The organism is Pseudomonas sp. Pseusp49 (assembly GCF_059491875.1).
The window spans coordinates 5499517-5516138 of record NZ_CP168514.1 but is presented as its reverse complement, the minus strand read 5'-3'; the positions used below and the strand labels follow the sequence as shown (position 1 = coordinate 5516138).

Annotated in this window: 7 protein-coding genes; 2 read left to right on the top strand and 5 right to left on the bottom strand. The window is 64.8% G+C overall.

Annotated elements, in window-relative coordinates; genetic code table 11:
* Positions 1–185: 185 nt before the first annotated feature.
* Complete coding sequence (locus ACEN83_RS24490) at positions 186–1187, bottom strand: AAA family ATPase (protein ID WP_116581073.1); 1002 nt, start codon at positions 1185–1187, stop codon at positions 186–188.
* A gap of 264 nt (positions 1188–1451) precedes the next feature.
* Positions 1452–2054 (bottom strand): class I SAM-dependent methyltransferase, encoded by a 603-nt coding sequence (locus ACEN83_RS24485; RefSeq protein ID WP_007978448.1) that lies wholly within the window; start codon positions 2052–2054, stop codon positions 1452–1454.
* Positions 2055–2452: 398 nt separating this feature from the next.
* On the opposite strand from ACEN83_RS24485, the gene ACEN83_RS24480 reads away from it, so the two are divergent.
* Positions 2453–9874 carry an SPM autocatalytic domain-containing protein gene (locus ACEN83_RS24480; protein ID WP_495578659.1) on the top strand — a complete coding sequence of 2474 codons (7422 nt, stop codon included), beginning with the start codon at positions 2453–2455 and terminating at the stop codon, positions 9872–9874.
* Positions 9875–9956: 82 nt separating this feature from the next.
* Positions 9957–11792 carry an O-linked N-acetylglucosamine transferase, SPINDLY family protein gene (locus ACEN83_RS24475; RefSeq protein WP_495578658.1) on the top strand — a complete coding sequence of 612 codons (1836 nt, stop codon included), beginning with the start codon at positions 9957–9959 and terminating at the stop codon, positions 11790–11792.
* 141 nt (positions 11793–11933) lie between these two features.
* Here the strand turns inward: ACEN83_RS24475 and ACEN83_RS24470 are convergent, their stop codons facing one another.
* The 3 genes from ACEN83_RS24470 to ACEN83_RS24460 are packed head-to-tail and all read right to left on the bottom strand — an operon-like array spanning position 11934 to position 16322.
* Positions 11934–13262 (bottom strand): TolC family outer membrane protein, encoded by a 1329-nt coding sequence (locus tag ACEN83_RS24470; RefSeq protein ID WP_007977375.1) that lies wholly within the window; start codon positions 13260–13262, stop codon positions 11934–11936.
* Positions 13259–14593 (bottom strand): HlyD family type I secretion periplasmic adaptor subunit, encoded by a 1335-nt coding sequence (locus ACEN83_RS24465; protein ID WP_218477925.1) that lies wholly within the window; start codon positions 14591–14593, stop codon positions 13259–13261. The genes ACEN83_RS24470 and ACEN83_RS24465 overlap by 4 nt, the downstream gene beginning before the upstream one ends.
* 7 nt (positions 14594–14600) lie before the next feature.
* Positions 14601–16322, bottom strand: coding sequence for a type I secretion system permease/ATPase (locus ACEN83_RS24460; RefSeq protein ID WP_007977373.1), 1722 nt, complete (start codon positions 16320–16322; stop codon positions 14601–14603).
* Between the last annotated feature and the right edge of the window lie 300 nt (positions 16323–16622).

The following is a 16622-nucleotide window of genomic DNA, read 5'->3' as shown; positions in this document are numbered from 1 at the left end:
GCTCCTACATTGATCGTGTACACCTGTAGGAGCTGCCGAAGGCTGCGATCTTTTCGTTTGACGGGGCTCATGATTGAGCACCGTGTCGTGTGCATAAAAGATCGCAGCCTGCGGCAGCTCCTACATTGATCGTGTTCACCTGTAGGAGCTGCCGAAGGCTGCGATCTTTTCGTTTCAGCACGGTTTCACTGCCGCGGCGCCGGTACTTGGTCGAGCATCTGCCGGAGCACCTGATCGACATCCAGCCCTTCGATGTCCAGCTCCGGTGCGATGCGCACACGATGACGCAACACGGCCAGGGCGCAACCCTTGATGTCGTCCGGAATCACGAACTCCCCGCCGCGCAGCAGCGCACGGGCACGGGCACACCGCACCAGCGCGATGGACGCGCGCGGGCCGGCGCCGAGGGTCAGGCCTGGCCAGCTGCGGGTGGAGCGGGCCAGGCGCACGGCGTAATCGAGCACCTGATCGTCCAGCGCCAGGTCGCTGGAAATGCGTTGCAGGGCCAGCACATCCCTGGCCTGCAACAAGGTGCGCATGGGTTGGACATCGAGCATGTCGGCCCGGGTCGAGCGGCTGACCTGACGGACCATGTTCAATTCTTGCTCGGCGTCCGGATAATCCATGCGCACCTTGAGCATGAAGCGATCCAGTTCGGCTTCCGGCAGTGGGTAAGTGCCTTCCTGTTCGATCGGGTTCTGCGTGGCGAGCACCATGAAGGGTTGCGCGATCGGCAATGGCTGGCCTTCGAGGGTGACTTGCCGTTCCTGCATGGCTTCGAGCAGCGCCGCCTGGGTTTTCGCCGGGGCGCGGTTGATCTCGTCGGCCAGTAGCAGGTTGGTGAACAGCGGCCCCTTGCGCAGCTTGAATTGCTCGGTCTGCAAGTCATACACCGCGTGCCCGGTGACGTCGCTGGGCATCAGGTCCGGAGTGAACTGGATGCGCGCGAACTCACCGCCGAAGCAGCGGGCGAGGGCGCGTACCAACAGGGTCTTGCCCAGCCCCGGCACGCCTTCGAGCAATACGTGGCCGCCAGCGATCAGCGCGGTCAGCACGTCGTCGATCACGCTGTCCTGGCCAATCACGGCTTTTTGCAATTCTTTGCGTACGGCCTGGGCCAGATGGCCGGCACGCTGGCGTTGTTGAGCGACATGCCTTGCTGCGTCGGGCTCGATCAGTTCACTCATTTTTTCCGGAACCCTGTTAACAGTTACATGCGGTTTCTTTTTTGGGGGGATGCCACCAAGGGCGATGTTTATCCGCTTGTGATTGTAGATACAGATCCATCACGCGGCTCGGGAATGAAGTCGAATACGTACAACCTGGGTGGCAGGCAGCAACACCTGATTGCCGCCAAAGTCAGCATGGCCGCTGATGGGGGGGAGGGGGCAGGCTGCCGGAGCTCTGAGACGAGGCGGGCCCGGCATGCCAGGCCCGTGCTTCAGCAGGGGTCAGGCAGGGAAATGCTGGTTGGCGATCGCCACTACTTCTTGCTCGGAGATCGGCGCAAGTGCCGCCACCGCCCACAGGTCATAGGCCGGATGGGCACGCTGGATCGGCAGGACCATGTCGAAGCCGGCCGCTTGCAGGGAGCCGGTCAGGACCTTCTTGGTGAAACCGCAACGGTGCGCCATGAACACGTTGCCGTTGGCCATGGCCGGGCGATGGCCGTAGAGGATGTCGATGGGCGCGATCGGGCCCGCCGGCGAAAGGTAGGCCTCGTCGGTCAGTTTGTCTTCGGCCACCAGGGCGCACACCGATTGCAGGTCCGGGCAGGTGATGATCACGAAGCCGCCAGGCTTGAGGACGCGCTTGAACTCCGCCAGGGCTACCGGCACTTCATGGGGATAGAGATGCTCGATGTTGTGGCTGGAGAACAGCGCATCCACCGAAGCGTCCTTGACCTGGGACATGTCGGTCATGGTGCCGACGATGTCCGGGTTGACACTCTCATCGATATCGAAGCGCAGCTCCTGCCACTGCTCTGAGGCGAAGCCCTTGGTCGTGCTGTTCTTGCTCTTTGGACCGCAACCTACATGGAGGAAGGTTTTCACAATCAGTTACTCGATCAAGGCCCTTGCCGGATGGCAAAAGGGGAAATGGGGGCATGTTCCGCTGACCAATGCCTGCCAACGGACGCCCGCGCACACTAGGGGAAGTGTTGGGCAAGGGTCAAGGTCATGGCAGCACAATGGCGTGCCGCCTGGTCGCTCGCAAGGAGTGGCGTAATCCACGAGTAGTGGCTATATGATATTGTCGCTTTACTATCTAAGCCTATAAAGCCAAGTTTTTTTATAACTAAAATTTTATAAAAGGCAAAAAGCCATCAAAAAAGATTCTTAATGTTTTTACCGAATGTGTCGCTAATGACACGAGGGCTACCAAATTTTCGCCCAAGGCTACGGCGACAACGCTGGCAGCGCCGTAAATGACCCCTATATAGGATGCGTCCATGAGCTTCATTTCTTCGTTGACCCCAGCGCAAGTCGCTGCCTTGAGTACAACCACCATTGCCGGGCTTGCGACCCAGGACATTGTTGCCTTGAGCACCGCTCAGATCGCCCAGATGACCGTTGCGCAGATCGCAGTCATCACCGCGCCCAACATTGCCGCGTTTACGACCGTGCAGGTACCGGCACTGACGACAGCGCAGGTGGTAGCCCTGACCACCGCTCAGGTCACCGCACTGAAAACCACGCAGATCGCTGCGCTGACAACAACGCAAGTCGCTGCCTTCGAAACAGCGGATATTGCTGTGCTGCCTGTCGCCTCGCTCGTCAGCCTGACCACGGCCCAGACCGCCGCACTGACCACCGCACAGGTCGTGGCCTTGACCTCCGCTCAGATGGCCGGGCTGAAAACCACGCAAGTCGCCGCGCTGACCACCACACAAGTGGCGGCCATCGAAACCGCTGACATCACCGCGCTGTCCACCGCCAGCGTTGCGGCCCTGACCACCGCCCAGGTCGCTGCACTGACCACGGCGCAGGTCGCGGCACTCAAGTCGACCCAGGTCGCGGCCCTGGAAACCGCTGACGTGGCCGCCTTGACCACGGCTCAAGTGGTGGCCCTGAGCACTGCCCAGGTGGCTGCGCTGACCACCGCGCAAGTGGCGGCATTGACCACCACTCAAGTGGCGGCCATCGAAACCGCTGACATCGCCGCCTTGCCAGCGACCAGCATCGCAGCCCTGACCACCGCGCAGACCGCTGCCCTGACCACCGCCCAAGTGGTGGCATTGACCACTGCCCAGGTGGCCGCGCTGAAACCGGCGCAAGTGGCTGCCCTGACCACCACGCAAGTGGCGGCCATGCAGGCCGCGGATGTCGCCGCACTGACCACCGCCGGCATCGTGGCCCTGACCACCGCCCAGGTGGCGGCGCTGACCACTGCACAAGTCGCCGCGCTGACCCCGGCCCAGGTCGCGGCCATGGAAACCGCTGACGTGGCGGCACTCACTACCGCCCAGGTAGTGGCACTGACCACGGCACAAGTGGCTGCGCTGACCACCGCCCAGGTGGCTGCGCTGACCACCACGCAAGTGGCGGCCATGGAAACCGCTGATATCGCCGCGTTGACCACCGCCAGCGTCGTGGCCTTGACCACCGCCCAGGTCGCTGCACTGACCACGGCCCAGGTGGCAGCCCTGAAGGCGCCCCAGATCAGCGCTCTGCAGACTGTCGATGTTGCCGCGCTGACCACCGCCCAGGTGGTGGCCTTGACCACGGCACAAGTCGCCGCGCTGACTACCGCCCAAGTGGCTGCATTGACCACCACGCAAGTGGCGGCCATCGAAACCGCTGACATCGCCGCATTGACCACCGCCAGCATCGCGGCCCTGACTACCGCGCAGGCCGCTGCCCTGACCACCGCCCAGGTGGTGGCGCTGACCACGGCCCAGGTGGCCGCGCTGAAACCGGCCCAAGTGGCTGCGCTGACCACCACGCAAGTGGCGGCCATCGAAACTGCCGATATCGGCGCGCTGACCACTGCCAGCGTCGTGGCCCTGACCACCGCCCAGGTGGCGGCGTTGACCACGGCGCAGGTGGCGGCCCTGAAGGCGACCCAGATCAGCGCCCTGGAAACCGCTGACGTGGCGGCCCTGACCACCGCCCAAGTGGTGGCACTGACCACGGCACAAGTCGCTGCGCTGACCACGACGCAAGTGGCGGCATTGACCACCACGCAGGTGGCGGCCATCGAAACCGCTGACATCGCCGCCTTGCCAGCGACCAGCGTCGCGGCCCTGACCACCGCGCAGACCGCTGCCCTGACCACCGCCCAGGTAGTGGCCCTGACCACGGCCCAGGTGGCCGCGCTGAAACCGGCGCAAGTGGCTGCCCTGACCACCACGCAAGTGGCGGCCATGCAAGCCGCGGATGTCGCCGCGCTGACCACCGCCAGCATCGTGGCCCTGACCACCGCCCAGGTGGCGGCGCTGACCACGGCACAAGTCGCCGCGCTGACCCCGGCCCAGGTCGCGGCCATGGAAACCGCTGACGTGGCGGCGCTCACTACCGCTCAGGTAGTGGCACTGACCACGGCACAAGTCGCCGCGCTGACCACCGCCCAGGTGGCGGCCCTGACTACCACGCAAGTGGCGGCCATTGAAACCGCTGACATCGCGGCGCTGACCACCGCCGGCGTCGTGGCCCTGACCACCGCCCAGGTCGCTGCACTGACCACGGCGCAGGTCGCGGCACTCAAGTCGACCCAGGTCGCGGCCCTGGAAACCGCCGACGTGGCCGCCTTGACCACGGCTCAAGTGGTGGCCCTGAGCACCGCCCAAGTGGCTGCGCTGACCACCGCGCAAGTGGCGGCCTTGACCACCACGCAAGTAGCGGCTATCGAAACCGCTGACATTGCTGCCTTGCCAGCGGCCAGCGTCGCGGCCCTGACCACCGCGCAGACTGCTGCCCTGACCACCGCCCAGGTAGTGGCCCTGACCACGGCCCAGGTGGCTGCGCTGAAACCGGCGCAAGTGGCTGCCCTGACCACCACGCAAGTGGCGGCCATGCAGACCGTCGATGTCGCCGCGCTGACCACCGCCAGCGTCGTGGCCCTGACCACCGCCCAGGTGGCGGCGCTGACCACGGCCCAAGTCGCCGCGCTGACCACGGCCCAGATCGCGGCCATGGAAACCGCTGACGTGGCGGCCCTCACTACCGCCCAGGTGGTGGCACTGACCACGGCCCAAGTCGCCGCGCTGAAACCGGCCCAAGTGGCAGCATTGACCACCACGCAAGTGGCGGCCATCGAAACTGCCGATATCGGTGCGTTGACCACCGCCAGCGTCGTGGCCCTGACCACCGCACAGGTGGCTGCGTTGACCACCGCCCAGGTGGCTGCCCTGAAGGCGACCCAGATCAGCGCCCTGGAAACCGCTGACGTGGCGGCCCTCACCACCGCTCAGGTGGTGGCGTTGACCACTGCCCAGGTGGCGGCCCTGACCACCGCGCAAGTGGCTGCGCTGACCACCACGCAAGTGGCGGCCATCGAAACCGCTGACATCGCCGCATTGACCACCGCCGGCGTCGCGGCCCTGACTACCGCGCAGGCCGCTGCCCTGACCACTGCCCAGGTAGTGGCCTTGACCACCGCCCAGGTGGCCGCGCTGAAGCCGGCCCAAGTGGCTGCCCTGACCACCACGCAAGTGGCGGCCATGGAAACCGCGGATGTCGCCGCACTGACCACCGCCAGCGTCGTGGCCCTGACCACTGCCCAGGTGGCGGCGTTGACCACGGCCCAGGTCGCCGCGCTGACCACGGTCCAGATCGCGGCCATGGAAACCGCTGACGTGGCGGCACTCACTACCGCTCAGGTAGTGGCTCTGACCACGGCCCAAGTCGCCGCGCTGAAACCGGCCCAAGTGGCAGCATTGACCACCACGCAAGTGGCGGCCATTGAAACTGCCGATATCGGTGCGCTGACCACCGCCAGCGTCGTGGCCCTGACTACCGCTCAAGTGGCGGCGTTGACCACGGCCCAGGTGGCGGCCCTGAAGGCGACCCAGGTCGCAGCTCTGGAAACCGCTGACGTGGCGGCCCTCACCACCGCTCAGGTGGTGGCGTTGACCACGGCACAAGTGGCTGCGCTGACCACCGCCCAAGTGGCTGCGTTGACTACCACGCAAGTGGCGGCCATCGAAACCGCTGACATCGCCGCATTGACCACCGCCGGCGTCGCGGCCCTGACCACTGCGCAGGCCGCTGCCCTGACCACCGCCCAGGTGGTGGCGCTGACCACGGCCCAGGTGGCCGCGCTGAAGCCGGCCCAGGTGGCTGCGCTGACCACCACGCAAGTGGCGGCCATGGAAACCGCGGATGTCGCCGCACTGACCACCGCCAGCGTCGTGGCCCTGACTACCGCCCAGGTGGCGGCGTTGACCACCGCCCAGGTGGCGGCCTTGAAGGCGACCCAGGTCGCGGCCATGGAAACCGCTGACGTGGCGGCCTTGACCACCGCCCAGGTGGTGGCACTGACCACGGCACAAGTCGCCGCGCTGACCACCGCGCAAGTGGCGGCATTGACCACCACGCAAGTGGCGGCCATCGAAACTGCCGATATCGGCGCGCTGACTTCTGCTCAACTGGTAGCGTTGACCACTGCCCAGGTCGCTGCACTGACCACGGCTCAAGTGGCGGCCCTGAAGGCGACCCAGATCAGCGCCCTGGAAACCGCTGATGTGGCGGCACTCACCACCGCCCAGGTGGTGGCATTGACCACGGCCCAAGTGGCTGCGCTGACCACCGCGCAAGTGGCGGCCTTGACCACCACGCAAGTGGCGGCTATCGAAACCGCTGACATCGCTGCTTTGCCGGCGACCAGCATCGCGGCGCTGACCACCGCGCAGACCGCTGCCCTGACCACAGCTCAGGTAGTGGCCCTGACCACCGCCCAGGTGGCCGCGCTGAAACCGGCCCAGGTGGCTGCCCTGACCACCACGCAAGTGGCGGCCATGGAAACCGCTGACATCGCGGCGCTGACCACCGCCAGCGTCGTGGCCCTGACCACTGCCCAGGTGGCGGCGTTGACCACCGCCCAGGTGGCGGCCCTGAAGGCGACCCAGGTCGCGGCCATGGAAACCGCTGACGTGGCGGCCCTGACCACCGCCCAGGTGGTGGCACTGAGCACGGCACAAGTCGCCGCGCTGACCACCGCGCAAGTGGCGGCATTGACCACCACGCAAGTGGCGGCCATCGAAACCGCTGACATCGCCGCATTGACCACCGCCGGCGTCGCGGCCCTGACTACCGCGCAGGCCGCTGCCCTGACCACTGCCCAGGTAGTGGCCTTGACCACCGCCCAGGTGGCCGCGCTGAAACCGGCCCAGGTGGCTGCCCTGACCACCACGCAAGTGGCGGCCATGGAAACCGCGGATGTCGCCGCACTGACCACCGCCAGCGTCGTGGCCCTGACCACCGCCCAGGTCGCTGCAATGACCACGGCCCAGGTTGCCGCGCTGACCACGGCCCAGATCGCGGCCATGGAAACCGCTGACGTGGCGGCCCTCACTACCGCTCAGGTAGTGGCATTGACCACGGCCCAAGTCGCCGCGCTGAAACCGGCCCAAGTGGCTGCGCTGACCACCACGCAAGTGGCGGCCATGGAAACTGCCGATATCGGTGCGCTGACCACCGCCAGTGTCGTGGCCCTGACCACCGCCCAGGTCGCTGCACTGACCACGGCTCAGGTGGCAGCTCTGAAGGCGACCCAGATCAGCGCCCTGGAAACCGCTGACGTGGCGGCCTTGACCACCGCCCAGGTGGTGGCGCTGACCACGGCACAAGTCGCTGCGCTGACTACCGCCCAAGTGGCTGCGCTGACCACCACGCAAGTGGCGGCCATCGAAACCGCTGACATCGCCGCATTGACCACCGCCAGCATCGCGGCCCTGACTACCGCGCAGGCCGCTGCCCTGACCACCGCCCAGGTGGTGGCGCTGACCACGGCACAGGTGGCCGCGCTGAAGCCGGCTCAAGTGGCTGCCCTGACCACCACGCAAGTGGCGGCCATGGAAACCGCGGATATCGGTGCGCTGACCACCGCCGGCGTCGTGGCCCTGACTACCGCCCAGGTGGCGGCGTTGACCACCGCCCAGGTGGCGGCCTTGAAGGCGACCCAGGTCGCGGCCATGGAAACCGCTGATGTGGCGGCCCTCACCACCGCCCAGGTGGTGGCACTGAGCACGGCACAGGTCGCCGCGCTGACCACCGCGCAAGTGGCGGCATTGACCACCACGCAAGTGGCGGCCATCGAAACTGCCGACATCGGTGCGCTGACCTCTGCCCAACTGGTAGCGTTGACCACGGCCCAGGTCGCTGCACTGACCACGGCCGAGGTGGCGGCCCTGAAGGCGACCCAGATCAGTGCTCTGCAGACTGTCGATGTCGCTGCGCTGACCACCGCCCAGGTGGTGGCGTTGACCACGGCCCAGGTGGCGGCCTTGACCACCGCGCAAGCGGCGGCCCTGACCACCACGCAAGTGGCGGCACTTGAAACCGCGGACATTGCCGCGCTGACAGTGAGCGACACTGCAAGCCTGACCACCGCGCAGACGGCTGCCCTGACCACCGCCCAGGTGGTGGCCCTGACCACCGCCCAGGTGGCGGGCCTGACCACTGCCCAGGTCGCAGCCCTGACCACCACGCAAGTGGCGGCCATCGAGACTGCGGATATCGGTGCGCTGACTTCAGCCCAACTGGTAGCGTTGACCACTGCCCAGGTGGCGGCCCTGACCACGGCGCAGATCGCGGCCCTCAAGCCGACCCAGATCAGCGCCCTGGAAACCGCCGATATAGCGGCCCTGACCACCGCGCAGATCGTGGCGATCGAAACCACCGACATGGCGGCGTTGACCACGGCGCAAGTCGCGGCCCTGACCACGGCGCAAGCCATAGTCCTGACCACGGCGCAACTGTCGCACCTGTCGATGGCCCAGGTTGATTCGTTCACCACGGCGCAACTGCAGGCAATGAGCGCCACCCAGATCGACGCGCTGGCCCTGTCCACGCCGCTGGTCCTGGACCTCAACGGCGATGGCGTACAGACCACTCACCTGAGCAATGGCGTCAAGTTCGACCTCAATGCCGACGGCCACAAGGAAACCACCGGCTGGACCGCTGGCGGTGACGGCCTGCTGGCGCTTGACCTCAATGGCGATGGCCAGGTCAACGATGGCTCCGAGCTGTTCGGTTCCTCGTTCCGTCTGCCGGACGGTTCGTTGGCCAAGGACGGCTTCGAGGCCCTCGTCAGCCTGGACAGCAACCATGACGGCGCGGTCAACGGGGCGGACCAGCTGTTCTCGGCGCTGCAAGTCTGGGTCGATGGGAACAACGATGGCGTCAGTGAGAAGGGCGAGATGCACACCCTCAAGGAGCTGGGCATCACCCAGTTCAACCTGGATGTGGCCAAGACCGCCGAGCTCAACCATGGCAACCTGATCGGTCTCGACAGCAGCTTCGAAACCAGCGATGGCCAGAGCCATACGATCGCCGACGTCTGGTTCCGCACCGACGCCAATGGCAATCAGTCCCTGGACCTGACCAAGCTGGATTCGCCGGCAGTCGAAGCTCACTCCCTGGGTGCAATCGATCTGGCGGCCGATGGCGGCAAGGCCAGCGTACTGACCGTCGATGCCGAGGCTGTCGCCAAGCTCGGCCAGGCTGGCCAGGTGGATGTGGCCAGCGGTGCCGCAGCACCGGTGCAGATGATCGTCAACGGTGACCACAACGACACGGTCAACATCACTGGCGACAGTGGCCAGTGGCAGGCGGCGGGGACCACCACGGTCGATGGCGCCAGCTACAACGTGTTCAACGACGGCGACGTCCAGTTGTTGGTCGCAACCGACGTGCAGACTTGGATTCACTGAGTTTCAGTGGTAAACCTTGACTGATCCGATACCGGGCTCGAAAGAGCTCGGTATTTTTTTATTGGAAGAGAACTTCGCGCAAATGCTTAGACAGAATCTTGAGAGCCCGAACCTCGATGTCGTGCTGGCCGCAGCCCTGCAGCTGGCCGAGGGTATCGCTCTGGAACCGATGAAGTTGCTCGAAACCGCAGACCGACTCAATGGCGCACAGCGCGTCAACGATGTCGCGACGCTCTACCAGCGCTGGTTGCAACACTGCCATTCGTCGGTCAATTACATTATCCAGTTCAACCTGGGGGCCACGCTGTCGCAACTGGGGCAGATCGAGGCCGCAGAGGCCGCCTATCGCGCCGCCATTGCCCAGAACCCGGAATTCGCCCAGGCGTGGTTCAACCTGGGGACGCTGCTGGAGCGTCAGAACAAACCGCAGGAGGCCCTGGCCATCTGGCAGTCGATGCTCGATGACCGCATGGTCGACGCCACGCAAAGCCGCGAGCTGTACCTGATGACCTGCAACAACCTGGGCCGCCTTTTCGAGGAAACCCGGCAGTTGCAGAAATCCGAAGCCATCCTGCGCACCAGCCTGGATGCCGACCCGAATCAACCCAAGGTGATTCAGCACTGGGTGCACTTGCGCCAGAAGCAATGCGTGTGGCCGGTCTATGAGCCACCGGCAGGCTTGACCCGTGGCGATCTGCTCAAGGCGTCTTCGCCCCTGGCACTGCTCGCCGGCAGCGATGACCCCGGTCTGCAACTGGCCGCCGCGGTGCACTTCGTCAAGGAACGGGTCAATGTACGGGTACCCGCCCTGGCTTCGGCTCAAGGCTATGGCCACCAGAAGTTGCGCATCGGCTTCCTGTCTTCGGACTTCTGCCTGCACGCGGTGTCGTTGCTGACGGTGGAGCTGTTCGAGCTGATCGATCGGCAGCGCTTCGAGGTGTACGGTTTTTGCTGGAGCCGCGAAGACGGCTCGGCCTTGCGAGAGCGGGTCAGGCAGGCCATGGATCACTTCGTGCGCATCGACGCCATGGATGACGCCGCTGCCGCGCAATGCATCCGCAACCATGAGATCGACATCCTCATCGACCTGCACGGGCTGACGTCCGGGGCCCGGCCGGACATTCCGGCATACCGCCCGGCTGCGGTGCAGATGACCTACCTGGGCTTTCCCGGGTCGACCGGCCTGCCGGGCATCGATTATGTGATCGCCGATCGCTATCTGATCCCCGACAGCGAGAAGGCGTACTACAGTGAAACACCGCTGTACCTGGCGCAGATCTACCAGTGCAGCGACCGCCAGCGCCCCGTTGCGGCGTTGCCGACCCGCGCCGAGTGCGGCTTGCCGCAAGAGCGTTTCGTGTTTTGCTCGTTCAACAACAACTACAAGTTCAACGAAGAAGTGTTCGACTGCTGGATGCGGATCCTGCAGCGCGCCCCCGACAGTGTGTTGTGGCTGCTGGCCGACAACCAGTGGGCCCAGGAAAACCTCTGCGCCAGGGCCGAGGCGCATGGCGTGGATCCGGCACGATTGCTGTTCGCCCCGCGGGTTGCACCGGAGCAATACCTGGCCCGCTACAGTGCCGCGGATCTGTTTCTCGACGCGTATCCGTTCAATGCCGGGACCACGGCCAACGATGCCCTGTGGATGGGGCTGCCGGTACTGACCCGCTCTGGCCGTACTTTTGCCTCGCGCATGGCCGGCAGCCTGCTGACTGCGCTGGACCTGCCGGAGCTGATCACCACCACGCTGGCCGAGTACGAAGAGCGTGCCGTCGAACTGGCGACCCGGGCGGACCTGTTGCCCGGCTTGCGTGAGCGTCTGCACCGGGGCCGCGAACACTCGGCGCTGTTCGACACACCACGCTTCGTCAGGGATTTCGAGGACGCGATCAGCAGTGTGGCGCCTGGCCGGGTCTGATGCTGTCGCTGTCCTCTGTAGGAGCGAGCTCGCGATGGACTTGAGAGCGCCGCGTTCAGTCAGTAAACACGCGTTATCGTTTACGACCATCGCGAGCAAGCTCGCTCCTACAGTTAATCAGTCGATCAGTCGATCAGTAGGTCAGAACAACCCCTGGACCTTTTCCAGCTCATTGCGGGTCATCTGGCCGGTGCGGGTGTGCAGGTTGACGTAGCTTTGCAGCATCGCCAGCTTGGTATCGAGCAGGTCACGCTTGGAGGAGAACAGGCGCTGTTGGGCATCGAGGATGTCGACCGTCGAGCGCACGCCGGCCTCATAGCCTTTTTCCGCGGACTTCAGGGCAGTCTGGCTGGAGCGCACGGCCGTCACCAGGGCCTTGATCTTCTCGAAGCCCGCCACCACCCCCAGGTAGTTGAGCTCGAGGTCCTCGTTCATTTGCTGGAGCTGGACCTCATACCCGGATCGGGCACTCTCCAGGGCAGCGCGGGCCTTTTCCGAAGAAGCGCTGACCCCGCCGCCCTGGTACAGCGGGATATCGATGACGACGCCCACGTAGTATGTCGACTGGCGCTGGGACGTTTCGTTGATGTCGCTCTGGCCAACCTGCGCCAGTCGGCCGCTCAGCGCCACGGTCGGGTAGTGCCCGGCCTTCTGCTGGTTGAGGTTGGCTTCGGCCACTTTGATCGAAGCACGGCTGATGCCCAGTGCCGACGCGGCCTGGTCGGCCTTGATCAGCCAGTAGTCGAGGTCCTGCTCGGGGGTAAGCAAGGCGGCGGCCGGTGCCTGCTCCTGCATCTGCGGGATCTCGCTGACGGTAATCCCGGCGCGGCCCGCCAGCTTGCGCAGGGCCGCACGATGCTGGGCCTGCAACTGGATTTCCTGGGCACGGATGGAATCGAGCCGGGCTTGCGCTTCTTCAAGGTCGGTGATGCTGCCTTCACCGGCTTCGAACAGGCGCCGGGATTGCTTGGCCAGTTCTTCGACCGAGGCTTTCTGCTGGATCGTCAGCTTGAGTTCGTTTTCCACCTGGGCGAGATCGAAATAGGCCTGAACCACGCGATCGAACAGCTGCTGGTCGGCGCCTTCGTGCTGGACTTCGCCCAACTGCCCACGCGCCTTGGCCTGCTCGTAGGAGGCCCAGCGACCTTTGTCGAACAGCGGCTGGATAACCGACAGGGCAACGCTGTCGGAAGTGTATTGATCGTTCTGGTTATTGGCGCGGGACTGCTTTTCGAACTCTCCGCCCTTGCCGTAGCGCGAGTTGATGGCGACCTGCGGCAGCAAGCCGCTGCGGCCGATGGCCTCTTCCTGGCGCGATGCCTCGAAGTCATGGTTGGCAACCTGGTAGGTCGCATCGTTGAGTCGCGATGCGTCGTAAAGGGCGACCAGTGACAACGGCGCTTCAGCCGCCAGCAGCCGGCACGAGCAGAACACGGAGAGTAGCAAGGCGATGCGTACGGACACGGTCATTCTTCCTTGAAAGCCCCGGCCATACGCTCGGTCACCGGCTGCATCAAGTAATTGGCAAGCGTGCGTTCGCCGGTCTTGACCAGTACTTCGGCCTGCATGCCTGGCTTGACATCCAGGCCCAGCTCGCGCAGATGGATGATCGCCTCGGGGCTGACCGAGACCTCCACCGAAAAGTAGGGCGAACCGGTGTGTTCGTCGATCAACTGGTCGGCCGACACCGTGAGCACCTTGCCGACGATCACCGGGGTGTGGACCCGTTGCAACGAACCGAAACGCAGATCGACCGGCAGCTCCGGCTTGAGCCGGTCGGCCATCATCGGCGGGAATTGCGCCTTGACCACCCAGCTGGAGCCTTGCGGGACAATGTCCATCAAGCGCTGGCCCGCGGGTGCGACGCCGCCGACGGTGTGCACGGTCATGCCCATCACCTGGCCGGCGACGGGCGCAACGATGGCGGCACTGTTGACTTCGAATTCCAATGACTTGATCTGGTCGATCAGGCTTGAGGTCTGCGCCACGACCTGGGTCAATTGCGACTCGGCGTCGCTGCGAAAGACCTGCCCCTGTTGCAACGCCTTGAGCTCGCTTTCATTGATCGCCTGGCGCGTGCGGCCGATATCGGAAACGCTCGAAGCCAATTGGGCGCCCAGCTGCGCCGCACTGCTTTCCGCTTCGAACAGCCGGTTGCGTGGCAGATAACCTTCACGGGCCAGTTCCCGCAGCCCCTTGAGCGCCTGCTCCTGGAATTGCAGTTGTACGGCGTGGTTGCGCTTGATCTCTTCGAAGCCCTGGAGCTGTTCTTTGAGCGAGGCTATTTCGTGCCGGCTGATTTGCATGCGGCTGGCCAGTTCGGCACGGCGGGTGGCGAACAGATAGCCTTGCAGCTCCATCGCCGCGACGGCGCGCGGGTCACCGGCACGGGCCAGCAAGGCCTCGGACCACTGTACCGTGTCGCGGTTAAGGCGTTCGGCCGTCAGCCTGTCCTCGACGGCGCGGGCGCCGAGCCACTGGCCCAGGGCGACATCCAGTTGCGACTTGGCCTGGACGGTGTTGAGCTGCATCACCACTTGCCCCTGCTGCACCCGGTCGCCTTCACGTACCAGGATGCTGTCGATCGTGCCGCCATTGCGCGACTGCACGGTCTTGCGCTCGCCGGAAACCACCACGGTGCCGCTACCGACCACGCCGCGGTCAAGCGGTGCCAGGCAGGCCCAGAGCAGGAACCCGCCCAGGCTCAGGAGCAAAAACCACACGCCGATCCTGGCAATGCCCGCAGCATCCGCATCGGGCTTGTTCTCGGGGGTCGAAATGTCGCTCGAACTGGGTTGCATTGACGCCTCAGGCTTCTTGATTGCGGGGTTCGACGGCTTTTGCCGGTGTCGCAGGCACCAGGGTCTTGAGCACCTGGTCACGCGGGCCGAACAGGGTTTGTACGCCGTCCTTGAGGAACAACAGCTTGTCGACCGCGCCGAGAATGCTCGGCCTGTGGGTGACCAGCACCACGGTGCAGCCTTCGGCCTTGAGCTTGCGCACGGCCTGCACCAGCGCCGCTTCACCGGCATCGTCGAGGTTGGAGTTGGGCTCGTCGAGCACCACCAGCGCCGGTTGGCCATACAACGCGCGGGCCAGGCCGATGCGCTGCTTCTGGCCGCCGGACAACCCCAGTCCGCCAGTCCCGAGCAGGGTGTCATAGCCTTTGGGGAAGTGCAGGATCATCTCGTTGATCCCGGCCAGTTGCGCCGCTGCGATGACCTTGCCTGGGTCCACCTCGCCGAAGCGCGCGATGTTTTCGGCGATGCTGCCATCGAACAGCTCAATGTCCTGGGGCAGGTAACCCAGGTGCGGGCCGAGGGCCGCACGCGACCACTGGCCGATCTCGGCACTGTCCAGGCGTACCGAGCCCTGCCTGGCGGTCCAGATGCCGACCATGGCGCGCGCCAGGGAGGACTTGCCTGATGCGCTCGGACCGATGATCGCCAAGACTTCGCCCTTGGCCAGGCTGATGGTCACGCCATTGACTGCGGGCTTGTGCATGCCCGGCGGGGTGATCACCAGGCGGTCGATGCTCAGGGCCCCGGTCGGTGCCGGCAGGGGCATGCCTGGCGCGGCCTTGGGGAATTCGTTGAGCAGGCGGTTCAAGCGTTCGTAGCTGCTCTTGGCGTTCCCCATCTGCTTCCACGAACCGATCAGCGCTTCGGCCGGCGCCATGGCTCGTCCCAGCAATACCGACACGGCGATCATCACCCCGGCGGAAATCTGGTTCTCGATCACCAGGATGGCGCCCAGGCCAAGGGCCAGCGATTGCCAGGTCATGCGCACAAAGCGTGAAAGCGCAGCGATCCGCGAGCTGCGGTCACTGGCCTCGCCCTGCTCGGTAATGACCCGCTGCTGTACGTTGAACCAGCGCTGGCGCAAGGGCGCGAGCATGCCCATCGCCTGAATCACTTCGGCGTTCTGCAAGGTGCTGTTCACGTAGCTGGAAGACGCCACGGACAAACGGTTGGCTTCACTCATGCTTTTGCGGGTGGTCAGCTCGTTCCAGACGCCCAGCCCGGCAAGGATCAGCGAGCCGATGACCGTGAACACCCCAAGCCAGGGATGGAACAGGAACGTCGCGATGACATAGATCGGCAGCCACGGCGCATCGAAGATGGCAATCAGCGCCGGACCGGTGACGAACTGCCGAATGCTGTTCAAATCGCTCAGGACCTGGGCCGGGTTGGCGCTGTGCTCCTTCAGGCTGCGCTCGAAGGCCGCATCGAATACCCGCTCGCCCAACTGAGTGTCCAGGCCGGCGCTCATCTTGATCATCACCTGGCCGCGCACCCACTCCAGCACACAGCCGAGGGCGAAGAACCCGAGCAGGATCAGGCTCAGCATCAACAGCGTGGTTTCATTGCGGCTGGTCAGGACGCGGTCGAAAACCTGCATCATGTAGATGGACGGGACCAGCATCAGCAGGTTGATCACCCCGCTGAACAGTGCCAACACGCCGAACAGTCGACGATAACGTAGCAGCGCGGCATCAATATCTCGCTGGGGATCTAGGAAGAGTCGCATAAAGTCCGAAAGATGAAAAAAACATTGGGAAAGACGACGGTTATGTTGATGCCCGGGTGCATTGCGCGGCGGCGATGCTAGCACTTTGCCCCTTGTTAATGAACAGCTTGAAGCCAGTCGGCACCTCTATTCCATCGGCTTGAAGGAGGCGATCTTGAGTGGGTTTTCGATGAGCCGACGAGCAGTCACCAGGCCGGCTCGATGCGGGCATGGGCAAGCCCGCTTCATGCGCTGAGCAAGTCGCCTCTGGAGCGCGTCGAATCGCCCCGGATTCTCCAGGCACCTTGAAAAATCACTGCG